Origin of the sequence: Actinomadura sp. J1-007 (assembly GCF_009793335.1) — a bacterium.
Taxonomy (GTDB): domain Bacteria; phylum Actinomycetota; class Actinomycetes; order Streptosporangiales; family Streptosporangiaceae; genus Spirillospora; species Spirillospora yumaensis.
Genome location: NZ_WING01000001.1, coordinates 3,759,120 through 3,781,429 on the forward strand (window position 1 = coordinate 3,759,120; position 22,310 = coordinate 3,781,429).

The following is a 22,310-nucleotide window of genomic DNA, read 5'->3' on the forward strand; positions in this document are numbered from 1 at the left end:
CCGTGCACAGAGATCCGAACGCGCTGCCCACCATGGTGTTCGACTGGGGTTCGATCACCTGGCTGGTCGCCCCGGGCGGCGTTCCGGGAGCGAGCTCCACGCTGGGCGAAGTGATCATCAACCCGGGCCGGGGCCACGAGCGGCACGAGCACCCGGAGTCCGACGAGATCCTCTACATCATCGACGGGGAGGGCCGGCAGACCGTCGGCGACGGCGCGGAGTTCCCGGTGAAGGCGGGCGAGGCCGTGTGGATCCCCCGCGGCACCCTGCACTCGACGTTCAACACCGGCTGGCGCCCCCTGCGGATCATCGCCACCTACACCCCCGGCGGCGCCGAGGACGCGCTGCGCGACCTGCCCGGCTTCGCCGAGCTGCCCGCCGGGACCGTTCCGACCTGGAAGGCCGACGACCATGGCTGAGATCCGGCACCACACCGGCCACCGGCTCCCCGTCCGGACCCCGCGGGCCTTCCCCGTCCACGAGGGCAAGCGGTTCCTGGTGACCGGCGCCGGAGGGGGGATCGGCCAGGCGACCGTGGACCTGCTCGTCCGCGAGGGCGCCCGGGTCGTCGCCGCCGACGTCGTCGAGCAGACCGCGCTCGCCGACCGCCTGGGCGGCGCCGAACGGGGCGTGCACGCGATCGCGGTGGACCTGCGCGACGAGACCTCGGTCCGCGACGCCGCCGCCCGGAGCGTCGAGCTGCTCGGCGGCATCGACGGGCTGGCCAACGTCGCGGGGATCGTGAAGATGGCGCCCGCGCTCGACCACGAGCGGCCGCTGTGGGAGGACCAGTTCGCCGTCAACGTCTTCGGGCCGTTCGACCTGGCCCGCCTCGTCGTGCGGCACATGATCGAGCAGGGCGTCGCCGGCGCCGTCGTGAACGTCGCCTCGGAGGCCGGCAAGCAGGGCCACCCCGGCATGATCGCCTACAACGCCAGCAAGGCCGCGGTGATCAACTGGACGCGCGTCGCGGCGGCCGAATGGGCGCCGCACGGCATCAACGTCAACTGCGTCTGCCCGGGCGGGGTCGCCACCGCGATGCTGCACCAGGTCGCCGACAACCACGCGCGGGGCTCGGAGACCGACGCCGCGTCGTTCTTCGAGATCATGTCGAACGAGCAGCTCGGCCGGCACATCGACCCGACCGAGGTGGCCTCGGTGATCTCCTTCCTGCTCACCGACCGGGTCCAGGCCGTGCGCGGCCAGAGCGTCAACGTCGACGGCGGCGGCAGCCCCTACTGACCGTCCCGCGCCCCAGGCGTAGACGTCGCGGGACCACCCCCCAGGGAGCAGCAACGATGACACCCCCACCGCGCCACCACGTTCTCCACACCCTGTGGACGAGGTCCCGCCGCCCGGCCGGCTCGCCCTCTACGGGTTGCAGCATCTGCTGACCTACTACGCGACGATCGTCGTCCTCCCCGCCCTGATCGCCGCCGGGATCGGCCTGCCCGCCCGCGAGACCGGGCTGCTGCTCAGCGCGGCGCTGTTCGCCGGGGGAGTGGGCACGCTCGTCCAGACGATCGGGCTGTGGCGGATCGGCATCAGGCTGCCGGTCGTCCTCGGCGGATCCGCCGTCGTGCTCGGCCCGACGTTCACGATCGGGCTCGCGCACGGCGGCGGCGCCGGAGGGCTCCCCGCCGTCTTCGGAGCGACCATGGCGGCGGGCGTCGTCCTGACGCTGGTCGCCCCGCTCTACGGGCGGCTGATGCGGTTCTTCCCGCCGGCCGTCACCGGAGCCGTGATCATGATGGTCGGCATCGCGATCCTCCCGGTCGCCGCGTCGCTGGCCGGAGGCGGCGACCCGGCCGCCGAGGACTTCGGCGGGCCCGCCGACCTGGCGATCGCCGGGACGACCGTCGCGGTGATCGTCGTCCTCTACCGCTTCTCGACCGGGCTGCTCAAGAACATCGCCATCCTGCTCGGCCTCGTCGCCGGCGGCGCCCTCGGCGCCCTGACCGGCCGCGCCGACTTCTCCGGCGTCGCCGACGCGGGCTGGTTCCAGTTCGTCGGCCCGTTCCACTTCGGCGCGCCCGAGTTCGACCCGGCCGCGATCCTCGCGATGACCATCGCCACCCTCATCGGCGTGGTCGAGAGCGTCGCCAACTACTTCGTCATCGGCGGGACGGTGGACCGCACGCCGGACCGGCGGGAGCTGACCCGCGGCGTACGGGCCGAGGGCGTCGCCACCGTGCTCGGCGGCGCCTTCAACTCGATCCCGCCCACGACGTTCACCGGCAACATCGGGCTCGTCCGCGCCAGCGGCGTCCGCAGCCGCTGGGTCTGCGCCGCCGCCGCCGTGTTCATGGCGCTCATGGCGTGCCTGCCCAAACTCGCCGCGCTCGCCGCCGCGCTGCCCAAGCCGGCCGTCGGCGGGGCCCTGCTGGTCCTGTTCGGGATCATCACCGCCATCGGCGTCCAGACCCTCGGCCGCGCCGAGCTGCACCGCGACGGCAACCTGATCACCGTCGCCGTCAGCATCGGGCTGGGCATGATCCCGGTCGCCTACCCGGCCTTCTTCCGCGACTACCCCGAGCAGCTCCAGGTGGTCCTCCAGAGCGGCATCATCATCAGCGCCGTCTCCGCGATCCTGCTCAACATCGCCTTCCACGGCGTACGCGCCCCGGCGGCCGAGGTCCCCGCGGCGACGGGCGCCGACTGACCCGTCCGCCGGACGCGCGTGCGGGCACGGGCCGCCGCGCCGTACCGCTCAACGGTCTCCGGCGAGCGTGGCGAGGTAGCCGTCCAGGAGCCGGGTCTGGCGTTCGGGCGGGAACTCGTCCGGGGCGAACAGGGCCTGGACGATCAAGCCGAGCGCGAACGACTGGACCGCCGCCGCGACGTCGTCAGGATCGGCGGGCGGCAGCTCCCCCAGACTCTGCGCCGTCCGGACGTGCTGCCGGATCCGCTCGCGCGACCCGGCGTAGCGGGCCGCGTGCCCGGCCGCCAGGTCGGGGTCGGCCAGCGCGGCGTCCCACGAGCCGACCCAGATCCGGTTGTCCGCGGCGGCCCGCGGCGTGGACGGCAGGATGTCCAGCAGCATCGCGCGCAGCGCGCCGAGCCCGTCCGGCGCGGGGCGGTCCGGACGGCCCGCGCGGCGCTCGTCCAGCAGCGTCAGCGCGTGCGCGACCAGGTCCTTCTTGCTCGGGAAGTAGTGCGTGAGCAGGCCGGTCGTCGCGCCCATCTCGGTCGCGACCGCCCGCAGCGTCAGGCCGCCGAACCCGTGCGCGGCCAGCACCCGCCACACCGCGGCCGACACGTCGCGACGCCGGGCGTCATGGTCTCCCTTGTGGCGCGGCATGGGATCAGGCTACATTCACAAAACATCCGTTATGTGAATGGGAGGTCCCATGACCGCCGACGTCAAGGCCGAGCTCGACGGGCTGATGCGCACCCTGTTCGGCGCGTTCGACAACACCGGCGGCCGGCCGAACCTCGGCGCCGTCCGCGAGGTGTTCATCCCGGAAGGCATGATCATCAAGAACGTGGGGGGCGAGACCGAGATCTACGACCTGGACTCGTTCATCGCGCCCCGGGAGCGGTTCCTCACCGACGGGACGCTCACCGAGTTCACCGAATGGGAGATCGCCGAGCGGACGGAGATCTTCGGGTCGATCGCGCAGCGCTTCAGCGAGTACGGCAAGTCCGGCTACCGGGACGGCGAGTGGTTCGAGGGCTTCGGCCGCCAGACCACGCAGTTCATCCGGACCCCCGACGGCTGGAAGATGAGCTCCGCCGCCTGGGACGACGTACCGGGCTAGCAGTCCTCGGACGGTCGTCTGCGGCTTCCAGGCCGTCCCGCCCGGACGCCGGCCGGCTCCCGCACCCGCCGCCGGTCGGAGCGTGCGAGGGTACGGGTGAGCCGACGCGGTCGCGCACGCCGGGCGCGTCGGTCGGGGACCGCGGGGGAAGGGTGACCGTGTGGGAATGATCGACCGCGTGGACGCCTATCAGAGGCGGCATCGCTGGGCGGGCCTGCCACTGGCGGTGGTCTACAAGTTCGGGGACGACGAGGGCCCCTACCTCACGGCGTTGATCACCTATTACGGGTTCCTGTCGCTGTTCCCGCTCCTGCTGCTACTGGTCACCGTCCTGGGTTTCGCGTTGCAGGACGATCCCGGCCTTCAGCAACGCGTGCTCGATTCCGCGCTGGCGCAGTTCCCGGTCATCGGCGACCAGATCGGCGCGAACATCCATTCGTTCCACGGCAGTGTCCCGGCCCTGGTCGCGGGCGTCGTGGGCAGCCTGTACGGCGGCCTGGGCGTCGTACAGGCCGCCCAGAACGCCCTGAACAGGATGTGGGGTGTGCCGCGCAATTCCCGGCCGAACCCCCTTGCCGCCAGGGGGCGCAGCCTGGCCCTGCTCGCCGCCGGCGGCGGGGCGGTCCTGGCGACCACGGCGCTGTCGGCGGTGACCGCCTCCGCCGGCCACTTCGGCGGCGGCGTCCGGGCGGCGGCCATCGCGGTCGCCGTCGCGATCAACGTCGTGCTGTTCACGGTGGCGTTCCGGGTGCTGACCGCCCGGAGCCTCAGCATCGCGCAGGTCCGGACGGGCGCCGTCGCGGCGGCGGTGGTCTGGCAGGCTTTGCAGTGGTCCGGTGCATTCCTGCTCGGCCACACGCTCAAGGGCGCCACCGCCACGTACGGCATGTTCGGCCTCGTGCTCGGCATGCTGGCCTGGCTCTACCTGGGCGCGGCCACCTTCGTGCTCGGCGCCGAGATCAACGTCGTCCGCGACCGGCGGCTGTGGCCCCGCAGCCTCCTGACGCCCTTCACCGACAACGTCGAGCTGACCTCCGGGGACAGGCGCGCCTACACCTCGTACGCCGAAACCGAACGCCGCAAGGGCTTCCAGAACGTCGACGTCGACTTCGACCCGCCTCCACGCGACGCCGGGGGCTGACACCGGCGCCGGGCTTCGCGGGCGCCTCAGCGGACCGGACGCCGTCGCCTCGTCGCACGCACGGCCAGGACCGCCACATCCGCGACGAGAACGACGGCGCCGATGACGAGCAGGTAGAACAGCCCGTGCACGATGATGCCGAGGATGATCAGCACCAGCGCGACGATGACCGCCAAGAGGAACAAGAGCATGATGGGCCCGTTCGGTCGGATGCGGAGCGGTCAGCGGCGGGCGAGCTGACGCTCGCCGTCCGCGCCTGGGCGGTAGTCCAGGCCGTAGTGCCGGAAGACGGCCTCCTCGTCCTCGGCGGGCAGGACGTCGTCGGTTCCGATCGCCGGGCAGTGCTTGACCAGCGACCGGTCGTGGACGACCCGCACGTAGCCGGGTCCGACGGTCGCCCCGTCCAGAGGGACGAACGTCAGCCGGTGCCGGGTGGGCAGGCCGATCCGCACGGTGGCCATGGCGGGAGCGTCCGTGCTGGTGTCGACGTAGACCGACTCCATCGTGCCGATCTTGCGCCCGCCGGAGTCGAGGACGGTGTGGGTGCGCCATTCGCGAATGTCGGCTATCTGGATCATCAGGGCCCCTTCCGCCGGCTCGATGCGTCCACCCTCCCCAGTCTGCGCCGTCTAATTCGCCCCAGACCGGCCGATCCTTCGCGAAGGTGCGCGACCGGGGACGTCCGTGTCGCACGCGGCCATGTGGAGGCGGTGCGGCCGTGCGGGAGGCGGTGCGGCGGCGGGTCCGTCCAGTCTTCTCGCGTGGCGCGGAGTCACGTACGCCTGCACCTGCTGAACGGCCCGGAGCGCCGGAGCGGGAAGGATGTCGCACACCAGCGCCGACGAAAAAGTCATCGGCGTCGGCCTTCACACCGAATTGTCGCCGCTCGCGGACGGAGTTTCTGCGCGAGATGGCCCTGGATCACCCAGGCCCAGCCTGCCCGGCAGCGACAGGAGAGGCCAGAGCTGATCCTGGCGACCCGGCGGTGGACACCACCAATCCGGGCACACGCCATCACCCGCACTGATAACCGCCGCCGCGACGGAGACCCGGCAAGAAATGAAACGGCGCCCCGCCCGCCGCCTCAACAACCCCGATAATTATTTTGTTTTTTTCGCACATTGACAATTAATCGAGTAGAATCAAAGTATCCGGCAAACGACGACCCCCCATTCTGAAGGTCGGTCCGTCACGCCGGCTCGCCCCCGAGAGGGGGGAGTCACGCCGTCCTCGCACAGGCCGCGTATCAGCGGACGGCCCGGTTCGCGGCCCCGCCCAAGCCGCCCGGCCCCGGATCACCTGCTCGGCGCAGGGCCCGTCCCGGCTCCGCGAGCGGTGCCCGGCCCCGCGATGAGAGACCGGCCCGCCGCACCGCTCGACACTCCAAGGAAGGCGACGGCCATGTGGACCACCACCGAACGCCGCACGACGATCAGCCTGTCACCGCCATCGACACCCCGGCTGCGGCTGCGTCCCGCGGCCCGTCCGCCGGCCCCTCCCGGCTCGGCGCGGGCCGCGCTGGACGGCGCCTGGTGGCCCCGATCGGCCGACCCGGTCGCGGAACTGCCGGGCCTGATCCTGGCACTCCAGGACCGCGGTCCCATCGACGATCACCGCCCCATCACCCACGTCCTGCTCCGCACGGGCGACTGGGACAGCCGTCCCCGCCGTCTGCGCGTCGACGGCCCGGCCGATATCCGCGTGGTGCGGCTGAGCTGGTTCGACTCCCTTCCCTCCGGGCTGCTCACGGCGGTCTACGCCGACGGCCGGCGCGTTGACCTGTTCACGGTCCCGGCCTCCACGTCCGGTACCGAAGCCGAGGCTTCGATGGAACTGGCGTCCCACCCCGACAACCACATCCACGCTCCCGGCCTGCTGGCCGCCCTGACCTCACCGTCCGCCGGGACGGACCGGGCCGACGCCCCGGCGGGCTCGGAGAACGACTGGGAGACCGAGGGCGGACGGCTGCGAGAGGACCTCGCGCCACGTTGACCCGGCCCGCCGCGACCGGTCCGTCGTCCGCCCTTCCGGGCGCGCCGCCTCCGCCCACCTGCGATCGGAGATCACCATGACCACGTTCACCGCCCACACGCCCGCTGCCGCGCCCGCCGCCTCGGGCATCGTCCCGGGGCCCGAGGAAGTGCGGATGCCCGCGCATCGGCGGCCCGGCCACACCATCGTCGGGTTGTCGGGCGTCCTGGACGGCGCCGCCGCTCCGGCGCTGCGCGAGCACCTGATCGGCGCGCTGCGGCGCAGCGGCCGGCTGCTGATACTCGACCTGAGCGAGGTGGCGTCCGCCGACGCCGCCGGGCTGGCCGTGCTGATCGGCATCCGCCGCCGTGCCGCCGGGCTCGGCATCACCCTGCGCCTCGCCGCCCCCGTTCCGCAGGTGGCCGAACGGCTCCGCGCCATGGGGCTCGACCGCGCCCTCACCGTCCGCCCTGCCACGGGCGACCGTGCCGGGATCGCCGCATGATCCCGGGAACGCTGGCCGGAGAGGGCCGGTAAGAACCCTGCCTCCGGTCCCGTACCGGCACCGCCAAGGTGAGGAGCGCGGCGACGCCCGTGTTCCGGTCCGCTGAGGCCGGCCGGCCGAGCCGGTCGGACATGCCGCGGCCGGAGTCGAGATCCGGTTCCGGCGAACGGTCCGAGTCGGCGGCGCGGGAGCGGATCCGCCGTCCGCCCGGTGGCGGCCTCGGACGCGCGCCCTAGAGAGGTTCGCTGATCCAGCGCCAGCCGCCTGCCTCATGCCGTGCGCGCAGGAACTGCGCGCCGCTGGAGTCGGCGAGCTCGGCCACCGCCCGGATGAGCTGGCGATGGAAGTCCTCGGGCGGGCGTGCGCCGGACGAGCCTTCCAGGAGGGTCACACTGACCTTCGCGTCGTCGCGGAGCTGCGCGGTCAACCGCCCGGTCTCGTCCAGGCGGAGCATCACGATCGCGTCAGCGCGGACCATGTCATGGCTCCCGCCCGCCCCGATCCAGATCTGGGGCGCCGTTCCGCTCATGGGACTCATCTCCTCGGGTCAACGGCCCGCAGGGGCCCGGTCACTCAACATAGAGGTTTCGGCGTCGCGTCCGTCAGAGCCGCGTGGACGAGATCGGCTCCGTTCCCCCCACCACGTTCGAGGGACGAGGCGTCGGGTCGGCGGCCTTGATCCACGTCCACGAACGCACGGTCTGACGGACCCGCCGGGGGAGTACGGGTTAACCCGGATGCCGTTTCACCGTCCGCTGTGCGACCGTGACTTTGTGGTGCGGCTCGCGGGCCGGTGGCCTCTGCGGCGACCGGTCCTCGTTCTTCCAGGGGGCTGGTGGATGATGCCAGGACGCATGGTGGACGCGTTCCCCGCTGCGGGCGAGGAGGACGGCGCCGCCTCAGGGCAGGGGCCCGGCGGGGGACGCGGCGTGTTGGAAGGCGCTTTCGCGGTGTTGCAGGAGCTGGCGCGGCGGGGCGAGTCGGGCCTGACCGAGCTGGCGGCGGCGACCGGGCTGCCGAAGGCGACGACGCACCGGCTGCTGGACCAGCTCGTCGGCGTCGGGATGGCGCATCGCGGGACGGGCGGCCGGTACCGGGTCGGGGCGCGGGCGTTCTGCCTGGGCCAGGGGTGGCAGCCGGCGCCGGTGCTGCGCGCCGCCGCCGCCCTGCCGATCCGGCGGCTGGCCGCCGCGACCGGCGACAGCGTGAGCCTGACGGTGATGGACGCCAGCGAACTGCTGGTCGTCGTGGGTACGGCCGGCCGCTGCGACGAGGTGTTCCCGCTGCGCCCCGGGGTGGTGCTGCCCGTCGGCAGCGCCGCGGAGGCGGTCATCGCCGCCGCCCGCCCCGACGCCGCCGCCGTCTCCCCGGTCTCCGCCGACGCCGAGTGGGCCGGGCGCGTCAGGCGCGCGCGGGACGACGGGTTCGCGCTCGACCTGGAGATGACCGTGGAGCCGGTGGCCTGCGCCGCCGCGCCGGTGTACGCGCCCGGCGGGATCGTGGTGGCGGCGGTCGGGGTGACGGTGCTGGAGCGGCAGAGGCCGCAGTCGCTGGTCGACGCCGTCCGCGACACCGCCGGACGGATCTCGGCGAACCTGGCGCGGATCCCCGGAGCCGGACGCACGCTGTTCCCCCTGGGCGGTACGAACGCCCGCTGACCACGTTCCCGCCGGGCAGTACGGACGGTTGGCTGCTCCGCGTTCGCGCTGGGCGGTGCGGACGGCTGGCTGCTCCGCGTTCGCGCTGGGCGGTACGAACGGCCGGCTGCTCCGTGTTCGCGCTGGGCAGTGTGGACGGTTGGCCGCTCCGTGTTCGCGCTGGGCGGTACGAGCGGCCGTTGACTGCGGAGCCGGCCGGGACCGTACCCGGGCGTTGACCGCGGAGCTGGCCGGGGCCGTACGCCGAGGCGCTCGCCGCTGCGCGGAGCGTCGGCGGGCCTGCCGACGGAGCCGGTGCGTACCGCCCGTTCGGCGTGAGTTCGCCGGGCACTGGGCGGCGGTGGGCGCGTCGGCCAGTGCCCGGCGAACGGTCGGGAGGCGGTGGGGCGGGCTTGGAGAGGGCGGCGCCGAGCCGCGGCGCCGGGCCGCAGTGCCGGTCGGCAACGCGGCCCGGCGCGCGCCCGGTCAGGAGATCTGCGCCTTGTAGTCGACGCCCAGCAGGACGTCCCGGACGTTCTCGAAGTCCACGTCGGTGTTGTCGATGTGGTCGATCGTCACCGAGACCGTCTGGTCGGCGGGGACGCCGCCGAGAACGTTCAGCGGCGACGGCGGGGCCGTGGACTGCGGGTCGGTGATCGGCGGGCGGTTGGAGAACGCGATCCCCTTGGGCATCGAGACGGGAACGGACACGGGCCGGGGAAGGGTGACCGACACCTTCGCCTTGATCGGCTCCTCTCCCTCGGCTCCGCAGACCAGGACGGCGAGGTTGTTGATGGTCCGGGACTTCTCGGCCGCGGGAAGTCCCAGCTTGGCCAGGTTGAACGCGAGGACGGCGTGCAGCCTGCCCTCCCGCAGGTCCTTGAGCCCTTCCAGCCCGGACTGGAAGGCCGAGACGAGGATGAACCGGTCGATCTCGGTCGGCGCGGCCGCCGCCGCCTGCCCGTGGTGGAGCGCCGAGGTGTACTGGGCCCGGAGGTCGAACGTGACCAGGACGTCGACGACGTCGCGCATCCCGGACAGGTTGGCCGCCGCGGGGAACTCCAGGGTCCACTGGCTCTGGAACCCGCCGCCCTCGAACTGCATCAGCGCGCTGCCGGGCAGGCCGTAGATCTCGCGGTCCGCGGTGCCGAGGTCGAACTCGGAGATCGGCAGCGCGTCCGCGGGCCGTACCGACGGCTCCATCGTCCCGTCCGGCGCGCCGATCTGGGAGACGCCCGTGTTCGACAGCAGGCCCCGCACCGGCGCGGTGCCCGCGGCCTGGAGCACCCGGGGCGTCACGGCCATGACGCGGTGGCCGTACGTGCCGGGGTAGGCCGCCCGGACGGCGGCCTCCAGCGTCTGGAACCGGCACCGCCCCGTGGCCCGCAGCTGCGCGAACTGGAGCGGCAGGTCGCGGGCGAGGGAGATGGTGTGCTTGACCGGGACGAGTTCCCGGACGCTCTCCAGGTGGCGGATCTGGAGGTTCGCGAGGTCGAGGCGGAGCTGGTCCGCGCCGCCCGCGCCGCCGCGCGCGACCGGGAAGTAGTCGGTCCGGACGAGATCGACGGCGGTGTTGTGCTCGTACGCCAGCGCGCGTTCGGCGAGCCACGCCGTACGGGTCGCGAGGTCGAGGTAGCGGCGCAGGATGCGCTGGAGGAGCGTGGCCATGGACGACCAGAACTCCACGTTCAGGAAGCGGACCTGCGCGAATTCGAGCAGGTCGGCCGCGAGCTGCGCGTCGACGTCCGCGATCCGCTGCTGGAGCCCGGCGATCGCGGCGGAACGCTGGGCGATGTCGAGCTGCGCCTCGGCCACCGGGAGCGTCCTGTTCTGGAGCTCGGCGAGGTGGGCCCGGCGGCCGTTCGCCGTGCTCGCCATGCTGGACAGGGTGATGTAGCTGGCGACGAAGAACGCGCCCATCCCCGTCACGGTGGTCGCCGCGGTGCCCATCCCGAGCAGCCCCGTGGACACCTCGCTGGAGAAGCCCGCCTCGACGGCGGCGCTCGTCCCGACCGGGCCGGTCGCCCAGCCGGGCAGGCCGCTGACGATGTCGCCCATCCCGCCGAGGTAGTCGCCGAGCTGGCCGAAGAAGCTGTCGTGGTCGGCGATCTCGGCCTTGACGCTCTCGATCTGCTTGCGCACCTGGCCGACCACGTCGGTGGCCATGACGATCTGGTCGGCGGCCACGCCCGCCTGCTGCCGCGCGATCCGCGACTGGAGGCTCGCCCGTTGCAGCATGGCGGAGTCCTTCATGTTCTCGATCAGCGAGCCTTCGAGCTGCGCCATCGCGTTCAGGAAGTCCTCCTGCACCGACTGCGCGGACGCCGCGAGGGTGTCGGCCGCGGCCTTCAGCGTGGAGTAGCGCAGCAGCGGCACCATGTCGGGCGCGAAACCGAAGCAGTTCAGGCCCGCCGAGATCTGCGAGAACCCCAGCCGCGCCCGGCTGAGCTGGGACGTGTGCGCGGGGTTGGGGCGTTCGGCCGCGGGCGGGACGGGCGGGTTCGACCACGCGGGGCCGATCGGCGGCGCCTCGCCGTGCAGGTAGTAGACGCCCTTGTAGAGCTCGCGGGCCCGCTGGACGTTGGCGGGCTCGTCCGTCCGGTAGAGGGTGTCGGCCCAGTCGAGCATCGCGACGCCCAGTTGGAGCTCGAAGTACCGCAGCTCCACCGGGTGCATGCCCGCCGGGATCAGCAGGCGGGTGAACTTCCACGACGGCCATTCGTCCCGTCCCGCGCCCCAGTAGTAGTCGTCATCGTCGTCGGGCGTCGGAAGCTGGCGCGTCTCGGCGGTGTCGACGGTGTACGGCAGCGGCCCGTCGTGGTAGAGCCTGAAGCCGCTCCACGCGGTGTCGTCCCCCTCCTCGGCGAACAGGTAGTGGGACCGCCAGGCGTACTTCGCGTCCGCCGCGCCCTTGCCGATCGCGAACGCCGCGACCCGGGCGGACAGGCGCGCCGCCATCGAGTAGTCGCCGAGCCCGAGCGCGGCCTGGGCGAGCAGCGCCGGCAGGGTGAAGGCGTCGGCGTAGACCAGGCCGCAGACGATGCGCAGCCGTTCGCCGTCGGCCCACTGGTCCCACTGCCCGTTGCCCGGCCCGGTGACCGTCCACAGGTCGGTGATCTTCGTGAGGTCGTTCAGTGAGGCGACCTCGATCTGCTTCCTCTTCCCGAACTCCTCCACCACGTTGACCTTCTCGACATGGTCGTTCTGGAGGTGCCCGAAAGTGTCGCCGGCGGCGGACGCGGCCAGGTCGTACGCCGCCCGGTACTCCCTGAGGTCCAGATACCGGTACGCCTTCTCGATCTTCTCCATGACGTCGATCGCGCCGGAATAGAGCCGGAACAGCTCCGGCCGCGTGCCGACGCCCACAGCGCGTTTCCTGATCTCCTCCCTCTCCTCGGGCTTGACCTCGATGCTGAATATCGTGCGGATCTGGAAATAGTTCTCCAGCGGAACGGGCCGCCGACGGGCGAGCCATTCGTCCTCCTCCAGGAAGAACGGCGCCCTGCCCTGCATGACCTTCGGCACGATCGGCTGGCCGAGCACGTCCGGGTCCGTGTGCACGGGGTCCGGCGCGCTCTGGAAGCCGTCCCGGAAGAACGCCTGGAGCGTGCGGATGTTCTCCGCCACGGCCGAGGACGTCTCGCCGTCCTGGCGGCCGAAGTCCGTCCGGTAGCGCAGCGACAGCTCCGCGGCGCTGACCTTGGTGAGCCCGATCAGCGTGTCGAGGTAACGGCGCGCCGTCGCGTCGCCCCGCGCCGGGATCTGCGCGGCCGGGACGCCGAAGCCGAACGTTCCGCCGGTGGGCGCCGTCAGGATCTCCCGCAGGATCGGGATGAGGATCTCGTTCACGGGCCGCGATTCGGTGCTCGAAACCGTGAAGTCCTGGTGAAAGCGGTTGGCCAGTTGCTGGAGCGCCTGCTGTTCGGAAATCCTTTTCGCGTCGACCACGACGCGGCCGACCATGTTCGTCCACGTCCCGCGCAGATGGTCGCGGTAGGCGACCATCGCGACCGGGTCCAAGGAATGGACGGCCGGCCCCCGCGCCTCGTTCTCCCGAACGCCCGCGCCCGCGGTGTCGATCATCTCGCGCCTCCCCGATTGCGTCATGTCGCGGGAGCGTGCCATAGGCGAATCCGGCCGTTCCACGGCCGTTCCACTCAGCGGACCGCACCGGTGGTACGCTCGGGACATGCGGATGATCTCCATGTGCCTCGGCTGGTGGCGCCCCTGAGGGCGGCACCGTTCATCCGCGTATCCGACACCGCGGCCGCCCTGACCGGGCGGCCGTTCTCCGTCTCCGGCCCCGGCGGCCCGGTCGGGCGGCTCCCCAGACGTTCGAAGGAGCCATCCGATGCCACGACGACTCACGGGATTCACCCCGTCCGGCGATCTGCACCTGGGCAACTACATCGGCGCCATCGCGCCGATCGTCTCCCGGCAGCACACCGAGGACACGGTGGTGTTCATCTCCGACCTGCACGCCCTGACCCTGGAGCACGACCCGGCCGAGGTGCGGCGGCGCACGCTGGAGTTCGCGACGCTCCTGCTGGCGGCGGGCGCGGACCCCGGCCGTTCCCTGTTCCTGGTCCAGTCCCACGTCCCCGAGCACACCGAACTGCACTACCTGCTGGAGTGCGCCACCGGGTACGGCGAGGCGCAGCGCATGATCCAGTTCAAGGAGAAGGCGGGCCGCCAGCACCAGGTGCGGATGTCGCTGCTGACCTACCCGATCCTGATGGCCGCCGACATCCTGCTCTACGACGCCGACGAGGTCCCGGTCGGCGAGGACCAGAGCCAGCACGTGGAACTCGCCCGCGACATCGCGCAACGCTTCAACAGCCGTTACGGCCCCACGTTCACGATCCCGCGAGCGGTCAACCCGCCGGTCGCGGCCCGCATCATGGACCTGTCGTCCCCTGACGCCAAGATGAGCAAGTCGGCGTCCTCGGCCGCGGGCGCCCTGCGCCTGCTGGACGACCCCGACACCCTCCGGCGCAAGGTGATGCGCGCGGTCACCGACACCGGCAGCGACGTGACGTACGACCCGGCGCGCCAGCCCGGGGTCTCCAACCTGCTCGCGATCCTGGCCGCCTGCACCGGCGACCGGCCCGACGAACTGGCCGGGCGGTTCGACCGCTACGGCACCCTGAAGAAGGCGGTCGCCGACGCGGTCGTGGACACCCTGGCCCCCGTCCGCGCCCGCTACCTGGAACTCGCGGACGACCAGCCTCACGTCCAGGCCCTGCTACGAACCGGCGCCGAACGAGCCCGCGCCCACGCCGCCGCCAAAGTCCGCAAGGCCAAAGCCGCGATCGGCCTCCTCCCCGCCTGAGCCGTCACGCGTCGCAGGGCTGGACCCGATCCTCCACACGCGCTGGGGATCCGAGCCATGGACCCGGATCCGGACGCCGTGCCGCGGGCACGCCGGGGTCGGCGTGCCCGCGGCGAGGGCGGTCAGAACCTGAAGCAGTCCGCGTAGACGCGGTGCCGGGTGAGCGTCGCGGGGGCGCCGCCGCCCGCGTTGCGCCTGACCTGCGCCGCTTCGGTCGAATGCGGCGTGGTGCTCTGGCAGGAGGTCGGGGAGCTGTGACCGGACATCAGATAGTCGCAGCGCCCGTTGCGGTTGTCGGGAAGCCCGAGGATGTGCCCGAGCTCGTGCGCGGCGATCCGCGGCGGGTAGAAGCCGTCGTCCACCGCTTGGCGGCCCATGTAGACGATGCCGCGGCCGAAGCCGTTCGGGATGGTGCGCGGCCAGCCGTCGTCGGCGTAGACCTTGACGGTGGCCTGCGACCCGGTCGCGGGCTTGAGCGCGATCGTCGGAACGGCCGCGTTTCACGCGGCGGCGCCCTCGTCGACGGCCGCCTTGAACTCCTGCGCGTTGGTGGCGTCGTAGTAGATCGTACGGACCGCGACCGGAGCCGCGGCGGACGCGGAACCGACGGCCAGCGCGGGCGACAGCAGGGACAGCCCGAGGGTGACGGCCAGTGCCGCGATGATCCGGCGCAAGGACATGGTCAGCTGCCGATCTGCTGGTTGATCCAGGACAGGTAGGGCGCGATCCCGGTGTAGAGGGTGCTGGTCGCGCACTCGCCCCGGTTGTCGCCCGGCCCGTGGGTCTCGCCGACGAGCGTCCAGTCGCCGCGGGTGCCGACGACCGCGGGCCCGCCGGAGTCGCCGTGGCAGGCGGAGTGCGTCCGGTCGCCCGACACGCAGACGTCGTTCGCGGTGCCGCCCCCGGCGTAGCACGCGCTGCTGGGCAGCACGGTCAGGTCGATCTCCTGGAGGGTGGTGGCGGTCCTGCACCCCGGCCAGCTCATGCAGCCGAAGCCGAGCAGCCGCACCGGAGTGTTCGCGGCGGGGTTGGACTGCGCCATCTTCACCGGAGCGGACCGGGCCGGCGTGCGCAGGTGCATCAGCGTGAGGTCGGTGCCCGGCCTGGTGACGCGCCTGTCGATCTGACCGACCTCGCCCCCGGAATTCTTGCTGGTCGAGCCGATCCGTCCCTGCGAAGCCGAGCCGCAGTGGTTCGCCGTGACGATCCACTGCGAAGCCACCAGGCTGCCGCCGCAGCCATTACTCAGCGACACCATCCAGGAGTACGTTTCGGTGGCGTTGTGCCCACCGATAATGGGCTGGCCCCCGCCGCCGGGGGATCGGCGGCGTGCGCGGCGGTCGTACCGCCCACCGCGAGAGCGAGAGCGGCCGCACACAGCGCCGCTTGCATAAATTTCCGCATGGCAATTCTCCAATCGGCGGTGCGTACCGCCGGAGGCCCCCCGCGACTGAAGTGGCGCGGCGGCCCCGCAATGGCGGGCGCTCACGGGTCGGGGAACCCGTCTCCAGGCAACCGGGCATGACCGAGCTCCGCCGCGACCAGCGCCTACACGCGAGGCCGGGCTCGGCATCGACGAGCCATGGGGTTCCTGGACGGCGTCAGGGGCCGGCCGAGTCCATACAGGAGATGCAGAATGCGGGGGAAAGGGGAGCAGGGGGTGGGACCTCACACACCGCCCCGACAGAAGACGTTCCTATCGGACGGCTATACGCCGGCCTCCTTTCCGAATAGTGGACAAGATCTTGTGAGGCCATCGATTCGCACACGATTTATACCACCGCGAGCCGTTGCCATGACCCCCTCATCTCTCCCAAAATCAGCCACCCCTGATGGCAACATTTACGCCCGGTCAAGCTGAGCTGCGACCCCCGAACAACCGACCCCGATCGACTACGTAGAGACCGCCCGACCCGTCCCCGAGGCCAAGAGCCCACCCAACCCGGCGCCCCCGAGCAACCCGACCGCCCCTGCCCAGGCAGACCCAGAAGACCCGCACTGCGGTCCCCTCGATGAGGCCGCGCAGCCGCCGCGCCCCGTCCCCGACCACGAGGACGTCCGCTTCGCGGAGCAGCGACCGATCCGCCAACGCCCCCAGCATCTGCCGCCGTCCCCGAATCTCCGACTCCAGCCCGGCGACGCGGTCCCCGACGGCCACGACCGGGCCGCCCGGGGAGGGCGCAGGTGCGGCAGCCAGCGCGCCCACCCCTACCCCCACTCCCCGCCCCACGGGCCGCCAACGATGAGCACGACGACGCACAGGTCCCGCGGGCTGTGCAGGACGGCGGCCTGGGCGAGGAGCCCGGCGGACAGGAGGTGATGGTCCGGCGATCACCGGACCATCACACGCCGTAACCGCGTCGTGCTGGCGGGTCCGGTGCCATGGCGAGCGCTTACCCGTACACGGCACGGTGTTTGCCGCCCCCGGGGAAGAGATGGCATTGAAAGAACATCGGACTACGCCGTGCGTGGGCCGCGCCGCGGTGTACGGGACCGTGCCCCCGGCTGCCTTGGTGGTGTGGCCGATCGGCGGCGGTCGGCACCGCAGGGGGGTGGGCCATGGAGGGGGAGGTGGTCGATACAGCACCGTCGTCTCGACCTGCCGGTCGCGGCCGTCCCGCACCGGCACCACGACACAGAAACGAGGTTCCCATGGACCACAGGCTCGCGATCGCGCTCGTCGGCGCACTGTCTCTCACCGGTCTCGGCGCCGTGCCCGCACGCGCCGCTCCGGCTCCGCCCACCTACACCTGCGAGAAGTTGACATCGCGGAAGACCGCAGAAGGCCGGCCCTTTCTGGAGGGGACTGCCTGCCTGCCCTCCAACGGCGCTCCCACAGCCGTAGGCGCCTCGCTGCCCAAACCCGTCACGGTGCGCGACAAGAGCCACCGCATCGCGCTGGTCTGCGAGGACGCCGGTACCAGCGTGCGCGACGAGAAGGGCGACCCCTACCGGCACATCGCGGTGACCCATCGCCCAAAGAGCTGCTGGCTCAACGGGTTCACCGACTGACCCGCATCGGCGATCAACCGAGCTGCCTCACGTTCCCCGGGCGTCTGGCCCGAGGTCACCCCTGATCATCAGGAAAGGCGGCATCGCCGCCGGACCCTGGACCAGGCGAAACCACCTCGCTGGCGCATCGAAACCGACCGAAAGCACCGCAATCCGCGCCAGATACGCGCTCGTGCCGTCTCCGGCGCGAGACATGTTGGCCGACTGGGCGTCCGCTGTCGCCAAGCGCGCCGGTCGGCCGCCGACTGCGCCCGCGGCCCGGCGCCGCTCTGGGCGGTCTTGCCGCTCGGTGTACTCCAGCGCCTCCCGTTTCGCCCGCGCAGAGCTTCTGTCCGGTCAGCATCTCGGCGGCGGTATGCGTCCGTCGTACTTCGGCCGCACCCCCGAGGGCCCTTCCCTCACTGGCGCCTGTTGGGAAGCAACGACCGTCTCTCGGTCACGCACCGTAGCCGTTACTGTCGGAGTTCGTGTCGTCCCTGGTGGATGGGTCAGAACGGGACGGGGGGTTTGGAGAGGCTGGACGCGTGGGCGCGGATGAACCGCTGGCCGTCAGGGCCAAAGCGTGGGTCATGCTGGCCAAGGCCCAGTCCACCGGCAGTTATGCCTTGCCCGTGCTGGTCGGGCTGTCCTGGCTGCCGGTGGCACGATGCTCGGCCGACGGCATCGTCATGACCCTGCTCGGGGCGGGTGGCGTGTTCATCGCCACGTCGGTGCTCGATGACGTCCAGGGGCGGCGGGACGGCAGCGACGCGGCCAACTACCGGCAGCCCGGCTACCAGCGCAGCCTGGCCAACAAGCCGTTGCTGTCCGATGTGATCATGCTACGACGGGCATGGGGGTTCGCTGTCACCGCGTGGCTGTGGGGAGCGCTGTCGTGGTGCGTGCTGATCGCCCGGGCCCCCGCTCGGCCCACCGCCGTCCTCGCCCTGGTGGCCGGACTCGTCATCGTCGTCCCGCACTATTCATGGGGGCTGCGCCTGAGCTATCGCGGCTACGGCGAAGTGGTGATGATGTACTTCGCCGCGAGCCTGGTCATCGCAGCGCCGCTGCTGGCCGGAGCGAGACCGACAGGACACCTGGTGATGCAGGCCGTACTGGTCGGTGCGTGGTACGTGACGTTGAACTCCTACCTCAACACCGTCGACATGAGCGGAGACCGCACCGCGGGACGGCGCACACTGGCGGTACGTCTGGGTCCCAGCGGCAACCGCAGGTACCTTGCCCTGCTCGCCATCGGGGACTTGACGCTCACCTTCGGAGTCATCGCCACGGACCGCGACCCCGGCTGGGACGCCACAGTGATCGCAACAGGTCTGGCACTACGCCTCTGGCTCGCCTACCGCTTCCAGCGCACCTCGGACGCGCGCGGAGCCGGCAAACGGTACTGGCCTCTGTTCCACGTCGGCTGCCTCAGCCTGATCCTCACCAACACCTGCTCCTGACCCACGCCTCACCGCCACCTAGAACGGCTGGCCGACGACAACCCGCGGGCGAGGTCCTTCGGCGATACCTGGTACAGACCGACTTGGGCCGAGCCAGGTAGCGCCATGCCATCGAGCACACGTCCGCCCGGAGAGCGCGATCGCCGGAGGAGACGGAAGTCCCGCCCCGGGCCTCTTCTCTAGGCGCGTGGTGGCCGCGGAAGGTCGGTGAGGGCTTCGCCGCGGTGGTGCGCTGCCGCCGTCCGGCGGGCGCCCGCACCCGTTCGGGTTGCTGGTCAGCCGGAGCGTGAGTCTGTCGGGACCGCGCGTTCAGGTAAGGCCGGTTGCTGTCTGGAAGACCGGCCAGCCGATCTCGGTTCGCCATTGGGATGGGTCGGCGGTGTCACGTTGGCCGACCAGGTAGTGCTCGCGGATGGCGCCGTCGACGGCCAGGGCATGGCGCGCCACGTAGGTGGCCAGGGCGCCGTAGGCGCGATCGGCGCGGGCAGGAGGTCCCGAGTAGGTGATGACCGCCAGCTCGCAGGCCGGTACCACCAGAGAGGTGACCCTGCCCGTCGGCCGGACGGGACCGGAGCCGGAGACGAAGACCGTCACCTGCCCGCGGTGGTGGGTGAACACGTCGTCGGCGAAGATCCCGCCTGCGGGCCCGTCGGCGGCGACGTGCTGGGCGGTCAGGGTCGCGTAGATCTCGCCCAGAGCCCCTTGGAGCCAGGACGCCGAGTCCTCGGCATCGACGACGCCGGTGATGGCGGCGGCGGGCGTCGCCGCGACACTGCGCACCTCGATGCCGAGGGGAGCCTGGGGTGAGGGCGGCGCGAGGAGGTCACGCAGCGAGGCCACGGCGCATCGCGTGCGGTCGAGGGCATCCTCCAGCCGGGCCAGGTGGGCGGTGATCCGGTCGTTGCGGGTCTTCAGGTCCGGAGCGGCCAGCACGGCCTGGATGTCCTCCAACGGCATGTCCAGCTCCCGGAAGCGCCGGATGACCTGGGCGCTGGGGATCTGCTCGGTGGTGTAGCGCCGGTAGCCGGTGTGCGGATCGACATCGGCTGGTTCGAGCAACCCGATCCGGTGATAGTGACGCAGCGATTTCACGGTCATGTGGGTGGCACGGGAGAAGTCCCCGATGGACAGATAGCTGATCACAGCGTCCATTGTGCGATCTCCCCCAGGGGGAGAGTCCTGTCCGGAACACGGCTTGACCCTTCCGTCATGGCAGCCGGGAACCTCGCCTCGACGACGACAGAGGAAAGGCGGCCATGACGCACACGACGAACACCGAACCGGCTCCGGGCGGGATCGAGGAGATCGCCGCCCGCTACGTGACCGTGTGGAACGAGCCCGATCCCCTCGCGCGCCGCAGCGCCGTCGCCGGACTGTGGGCACCTGACGGCGTCGAGATCGTGGAGGGCACGCGGTTCCGCGGACACCGGGAACTCGGGGCCAGGATCGCCGACGCCCACCGGGAGTTCGTGGAGAGCGGCAAGTACACCGTCACCTCTGCGGGCGATGCGGTCGGCGACCGCGACCACGTCACCTTCACCATCCAGTTGACCTCCAACGACGAGGTCGCCTGGGCTGCGCGCGTGTTCCTGCTGCTGGACGAGGACGGCCTGGTCCGCCGCGACTACCAGTTCACCGTCAAATCCTTCGACGTCCAGTAGCTCGGCTCAGCGGGACGCGTCGGGCCGGGCGACCACGCCTGGCCCGATCTGCGCAACCCGCAAGCACCCGACGGACTCCACCACCGAAAGCGCTCATCATGACAAGTGAGATCAACACCCGCCCGGCCGAGCCCGGCGCGGCGGTGGCCGAGCCGGGCTCGGCCGGGCCCGCACTGATCAGAATGCTCATCGTGGTCTCCGGCATGTTCATGATCACGTTGGACTTCTTCGTGGTCAACGTGGCCATCCCCGCCACCCGCACGGATCTGCACGCCGGAACCGCGGCCATCGAGTTCATCGTCTCGGGGTTCAACCTCGCCTACGCCGCCGGCATGATCACGGCAGGACGCCTCGGCGACCTGTACGGCAGGCGCCGGATGTTCGCCGCGGGCATGGCGCTGTTCACCCTGGCCTCGCTGGCCGCCGGATGGGCGCCCACCCCGGGGGCGCTGATCGGCGCGCGGGTTCTCCAGGGCGTCGGCGCGGCCGTGATGACCCCGCAGATGCTGGCGATCTTGAACACCTCCTTCACCGGGCGCCAGCGGACGCGCGCGTTCACCGCGTTCGCCCTGTCCATGGGAGTCGGCGCGACGTTCGGCCAGCTCATCGGAGGCGTACTGATCCACCTGGACGTCGCCGGGCTGGGCTGGCGCACCATCTTCCTGATCAACGTGCCGATCGGCTTGGCCGCGCTGGTCCTGATGCCCAAGGTCATCGCCGAGTCACAGGGCACCGGTCGTCCGGGCCTGGACCTGGTCGGCGCGGTGCTGGGCTCGGCCGGCCTCCTCGCCATCGTCCTGCCCTTGGTCCTGGGGCGCGAGCAGGGCTGGCCGGTGTGGTCGTGGATGTGCCTGTGCGCCGCGGTTCCACTGCTGGCCGGCTTCGCCGTGCGTCAGCACCGGCTGGAACGGCACGGCCGCGCGCCGCTGATCTCCCTGAGCCTGTTCCAGGACCGGGCGTTCTCGGTCGGTGTCGTGCTCGTTCTGGGCTTCTTCGCGGCGATGGCGTCGTTCATGCTGGTGCTCGCCTTGTACCTCCAGGACGGACGAGGCATGTCACCGCTGGACTCCGGCCTGCTCTTCGGCGCTCTGGGCGTCGGGTACGTCCCCGCCGCGTTCGCCGCACCCCGGCTGGCCGAACGCCTGGGCAAGCAGGTCCTCACCGTCGGAGCCCTGGTCGTCGCGGCCGGGTACGTTCTTCTGGCCGGCACCGTGCACGCGATCGGCGTCTCCGGAGCCTCGCCCCTGCTGATGGCCGGACTGCTGGTCTCCGGGGCCGGCATGGCCCTGTTCGCCAACCCTGTGACACCGACCGTCCTCGCCCGTGTCGCCCCCGATCACGCCGCCGCTTCGGCCGGAGTGCTGTCCACCGCCCAAGAGTGCGGCAACGCACTCGGCGTCGCGGCCATCGGCGTGGTGTTCTTCGGCGTCCTCGGCCACGGGCACCCAGCCTCCTACGCACACGCCTTCGAATGGGGCGTCGCCCTGCTGACCGCGTTCACCGTGGCCGTCGCCGTCCTCGTGCAGATCCTTCCCAGGGCCGCCGCCCCGGACTGACCGGTCATCCCAGACGCGAAATCGCAACCCAACGGAGCACACCCCGTTGACCCCCGAAAACATCACCCACCGGCGGGCCAAAGAGCCAGCGAGTCCCTGGAAGGCCGGTTCTCGCGAGACGGAAGCGTCGCAACCAACCTTGCTCGTTTCGCAGCTCGAAGGACTCCAACCAGTGAGACGACCGCCACCGCGCCAACCAACAGAATCGCTCTTGAGCGCAGTCCCTAGGCCCGCTCGCCGCCGGAGGGCTCGCCTCTACACCGCCGGACGGGCCTTCGACCAGGTCCTGATG

22 protein-coding genes are annotated in these 22,310 nt (G+C 71.6%); 13 read left to right on the forward strand and 9 right to left on the reverse strand.

Annotated elements, in window-relative coordinates:
- Positions 1-2: 2 nt before the first annotated feature.
- From GEV43_RS17065 to GEV43_RS17075, 3 genes are all read left to right on the forward strand, one after another.
- Entirely contained in the window at positions 3-419 is a 417-nt protein-coding gene (locus tag GEV43_RS17065; RefSeq protein WP_309239680.1) for a cupin domain-containing protein, read from the forward strand.
- A complete protein-coding gene (locus GEV43_RS17070; RefSeq protein ID WP_160821557.1) occupies positions 412-1,242 on the forward strand; it encodes an SDR family NAD(P)-dependent oxidoreductase in 831 nt (276 codons plus the stop codon). Before GEV43_RS17065 ends, GEV43_RS17070 begins: the two co-directional genes overlap by 8 nt.
- A 94-nt stretch (positions 1,243-1,336) precedes the next feature.
- Positions 1,337-2,662 (forward strand): nucleobase:cation symporter-2 family protein, encoded by a 1,326-nt coding sequence (locus tag GEV43_RS17075; RefSeq protein WP_160821558.1) that lies wholly within the window; start codon positions 1,337-1,339, stop codon positions 2,660-2,662.
- 48 nt (positions 2,663-2,710) lie between these two features.
- On the opposite strand, the gene GEV43_RS17080 is transcribed toward GEV43_RS17075, so the two are convergent.
- A complete protein-coding gene (locus tag GEV43_RS17080) occupies positions 2,711-3,301 on the reverse strand; it encodes a TetR/AcrR family transcriptional regulator (protein ID WP_160821559.1) in 591 nt (196 codons plus the stop codon).
- A 49-nt stretch (positions 3,302-3,350) separates the two neighbouring features.
- Between GEV43_RS17080 and GEV43_RS17085 the strand changes: the two genes are divergently transcribed.
- Both GEV43_RS17085 and GEV43_RS17090 read left to right on the forward strand, forming a co-directional pair.
- A complete protein-coding gene (locus tag GEV43_RS17085; RefSeq protein ID WP_206681189.1) occupies positions 3,351-3,761 on the forward strand; it encodes a DUF4440 domain-containing protein in 411 nt (136 codons plus the stop codon).
- Positions 3,762-3,927: 166 nt separating this feature from the next.
- Positions 3,928-4,902 carry a YihY/virulence factor BrkB family protein gene (locus GEV43_RS17090; protein WP_175250073.1) on the forward strand — a complete coding sequence of 325 codons (975 nt, stop codon included), beginning with the start codon at positions 3,928-3,930 and terminating at the stop codon, positions 4,900-4,902.
- 26 nt (positions 4,903-4,928) lie between these two features.
- Here GEV43_RS17090 and GEV43_RS46870 read toward each other — a convergent pair whose 3' ends face one another.
- Both GEV43_RS46870 and GEV43_RS17095 read right to left on the reverse strand, forming a co-directional pair.
- On the reverse strand, positions 4,929-5,093 hold the full coding sequence (locus tag GEV43_RS46870; protein WP_164717198.1) for a hypothetical protein: 165 nt from the start codon (positions 5,091-5,093) through the stop codon (positions 4,929-4,931).
- Between the two features lie 30 nt (positions 5,094-5,123).
- On the reverse strand, positions 5,124-5,480 hold the full coding sequence (locus GEV43_RS17095) for a PRC-barrel domain-containing protein (RefSeq protein ID WP_160821562.1): 357 nt from the start codon (positions 5,478-5,480) through the stop codon (positions 5,124-5,126).
- An 823-nt stretch (positions 5,481-6,303) separates the two neighbouring features.
- Here GEV43_RS17095 and GEV43_RS17100 point away from each other — a divergent pair.
- Together GEV43_RS17100 and GEV43_RS17105 are read left to right on the forward strand one after the other, a co-directional pair.
- Entirely contained in the window at positions 6,304-6,894 is a 591-nt protein-coding gene (locus GEV43_RS17100) for a DUF5994 family protein (RefSeq protein WP_160821563.1), read from the forward strand.
- 76 nt (positions 6,895-6,970) lie between these two features.
- A complete protein-coding gene (locus GEV43_RS17105) occupies positions 6,971-7,378 on the forward strand; it encodes an STAS domain-containing protein (RefSeq protein WP_160821564.1) in 408 nt (135 codons plus the stop codon).
- Between the two features lie 232 nt (positions 7,379-7,610).
- Here the strand turns inward: GEV43_RS17105 and GEV43_RS17110 are convergent, their stop codons facing one another.
- A complete protein-coding gene (locus GEV43_RS17110; protein WP_160821565.1) occupies positions 7,611-7,907 on the reverse strand; it encodes a hypothetical protein in 297 nt (98 codons plus the stop codon).
- 325 nt (positions 7,908-8,232) lie between these two features.
- Between GEV43_RS17110 and GEV43_RS17115 the strand changes: the two genes are divergently transcribed.
- Entirely contained in the window at positions 8,233-9,036 is an 804-nt protein-coding gene (locus tag GEV43_RS17115; RefSeq protein ID WP_160824574.1) for an IclR family transcriptional regulator, read from the forward strand.
- 465 nt (positions 9,037-9,501) lie between these two features.
- Here the strand turns inward: GEV43_RS17115 and GEV43_RS17120 are convergent, their stop codons facing one another.
- The gene (locus tag GEV43_RS17120; protein ID WP_160821566.1) at positions 9,502-13,098 is read right to left on the reverse strand and encodes a hypothetical protein; all 3,597 of its coding nucleotides are present in this window, start codon (positions 13,096-13,098) and stop codon (positions 9,502-9,504) included.
- Positions 13,099-13,366: 268 nt separating this feature from the next.
- On the opposite strand from GEV43_RS17120, the gene trpS reads away from it, so the two are divergent.
- The gene (gene trpS / locus GEV43_RS17125; protein WP_160821567.1) at positions 13,367-14,347 is read left to right on the forward strand and encodes a tryptophan--tRNA ligase; all 981 of its coding nucleotides are present in this window, start codon (positions 13,367-13,369) and stop codon (positions 14,345-14,347) included.
- A 122-nt stretch (positions 14,348-14,469) separates the two neighbouring features.
- Here the strand turns inward: trpS and GEV43_RS17130 are convergent, their stop codons facing one another.
- The 3 genes from GEV43_RS17130 to GEV43_RS53810 are packed head-to-tail and all read right to left on the reverse strand — an operon-like array spanning position 14,470 to position 15,920.
- The gene (locus GEV43_RS17130; RefSeq protein WP_309240014.1) at positions 14,470-14,829 is read right to left on the reverse strand and encodes a snapalysin family zinc-dependent metalloprotease; all 360 of its coding nucleotides are present in this window, start codon (positions 14,827-14,829) and stop codon (positions 14,470-14,472) included.
- 18 nt (positions 14,830-14,847) lie between these two features.
- A complete protein-coding gene (locus GEV43_RS17135; protein ID WP_160821569.1) occupies positions 14,848-15,027 on the reverse strand; it encodes a hypothetical protein in 180 nt (59 codons plus the stop codon).
- Between the two features lie 2 nt (positions 15,028-15,029).
- Positions 15,030-15,920, reverse strand: a complete 891-nt coding sequence (locus GEV43_RS53810) for a trypsin-like serine protease (protein WP_302930843.1) — start codon at positions 15,918-15,920, stop codon at positions 15,030-15,032.
- A 1,079-nt stretch (positions 15,921-16,999) separates the two neighbouring features.
- Between GEV43_RS53810 and GEV43_RS17145 the strand changes: the two genes are divergently transcribed.
- Positions 17,000-17,359: a hypothetical protein gene (locus tag GEV43_RS17145; RefSeq protein ID WP_160821571.1), complete on the forward strand. Its 360-nt coding sequence runs from the start codon at positions 17,000-17,002 to the stop codon at positions 17,357-17,359.
- Between the two features lie 524 nt (positions 17,360-17,883).
- On the forward strand, positions 17,884-18,801 hold the full coding sequence (locus tag GEV43_RS17150; protein WP_160821572.1) for a UbiA family prenyltransferase: 918 nt from the start codon (positions 17,884-17,886) through the stop codon (positions 18,799-18,801).
- Positions 18,802-19,110: 309 nt separating this feature from the next.
- Here GEV43_RS17150 and GEV43_RS17155 read toward each other — a convergent pair whose 3' ends face one another.
- Positions 19,111-19,944, reverse strand: coding sequence for a MerR family transcriptional regulator (locus tag GEV43_RS17155; RefSeq protein ID WP_160821573.1), 834 nt, complete (start codon positions 19,942-19,944; stop codon positions 19,111-19,113).
- Between the two features lie 113 nt (positions 19,945-20,057).
- Here GEV43_RS17155 and GEV43_RS17160 point away from each other — a divergent pair, with 113 nt between their 5' ends.
- Together GEV43_RS17160 and GEV43_RS17165 are read left to right on the forward strand one after the other, a co-directional pair.
- Positions 20,058-20,462 (forward strand): hypothetical protein, encoded by a 405-nt coding sequence (locus GEV43_RS17160; RefSeq protein WP_160821574.1) that lies wholly within the window; start codon positions 20,058-20,060, stop codon positions 20,460-20,462.
- 98 nt (positions 20,463-20,560) lie between these two features.
- A complete protein-coding gene (locus GEV43_RS17165) occupies positions 20,561-22,018 on the forward strand; it encodes an MFS transporter (protein ID WP_160821575.1) in 1,458 nt (485 codons plus the stop codon).
- Positions 22,019-22,310 lie beyond the last annotated feature (292 nt).

Excerpts from the sequence above, each read along its gene's own strand:
- GEV43_RS17100 (WP_160821563.1), top strand. The coding sequence starts at position 6,304 with ATGTGGACCACCACCGAACGCCGCACGACGATCAGCCTGTCACCGCCA.
- trpS (WP_160821567.1), top strand. The coding sequence starts at position 13,367 with ATGCCACGACGACTCACGGGATTCACCCCGTCCGGCGATCTGCACCTG.
- GEV43_RS17160 (WP_160821574.1), top strand. The coding sequence starts at position 20,058 with ATGACGCACACGACGAACACCGAACCGGCTCCGGGCGGGATCGAGGAG.
- GEV43_RS17145 (WP_160821571.1), top strand. The coding sequence starts at position 17,000 with ATGGACCACAGGCTCGCGATCGCGCTCGTCGGCGCACTGTCTCTCACC.
- GEV43_RS17080 (WP_160821559.1), bottom strand. The coding sequence starts at position 3,301 with ATGCCGCGCCACAAGGGAGACCATGACGCCCGGCGTCGCGACGTGTCG.
- GEV43_RS17115 (WP_160824574.1), top strand. The coding sequence starts at position 8,233 with ATGGTGGACGCGTTCCCCGCTGCGGGCGAGGAGGACGGCGCCGCCTCA.
- GEV43_RS53810 (WP_302930843.1), bottom strand. The coding sequence starts at position 15,920 with ATGCCGAGCCCGGCCTCGCGTGTAGGCGCTGGTCGCGGCGGAGCTCGG.
- GEV43_RS17135 (WP_160821569.1), bottom strand. The coding sequence starts at position 15,027 with ATGTCCTTGCGCCGGATCATCGCGGCACTGGCCGTCACCCTCGGGCTG.
- GEV43_RS17070 (WP_160821557.1), top strand. The coding sequence starts at position 412 with ATGGCTGAGATCCGGCACCACACCGGCCACCGGCTCCCCGTCCGGACC.
- GEV43_RS17105 (WP_160821564.1), top strand. The coding sequence starts at position 6,971 with ATGACCACGTTCACCGCCCACACGCCCGCTGCCGCGCCCGCCGCCTCG.
- GEV43_RS46870 (WP_164717198.1), bottom strand. The coding sequence starts at position 5,093 with ATGCTCTTGTTCCTCTTGGCGGTCATCGTCGCGCTGGTGCTGATCATC.
- GEV43_RS17165 (WP_160821575.1), top strand. The coding sequence starts at position 20,561 with ATGACAAGTGAGATCAACACCCGCCCGGCCGAGCCCGGCGCGGCGGTG.
- GEV43_RS17095 (WP_160821562.1), bottom strand. The coding sequence starts at position 5,480 with ATGATCCAGATAGCCGACATTCGCGAATGGCGCACCCACACCGTCCTC.
- GEV43_RS17085 (WP_206681189.1), top strand. The coding sequence starts at position 3,351 with ATGACCGCCGACGTCAAGGCCGAGCTCGACGGGCTGATGCGCACCCTG.
- GEV43_RS17110 (WP_160821565.1), bottom strand. The coding sequence starts at position 7,907 with ATGAGCGGAACGGCGCCCCAGATCTGGATCGGGGCGGGCGGGAGCCAT.
- GEV43_RS17120 (WP_160821566.1), bottom strand. The coding sequence starts at position 13,098 with ATGATCGACACCGCGGGCGCGGGCGTTCGGGAGAACGAGGCGCGGGGG.
- GEV43_RS17090 (WP_175250073.1), top strand. The coding sequence starts at position 3,928 with ATGATCGACCGCGTGGACGCCTATCAGAGGCGGCATCGCTGGGCGGGC.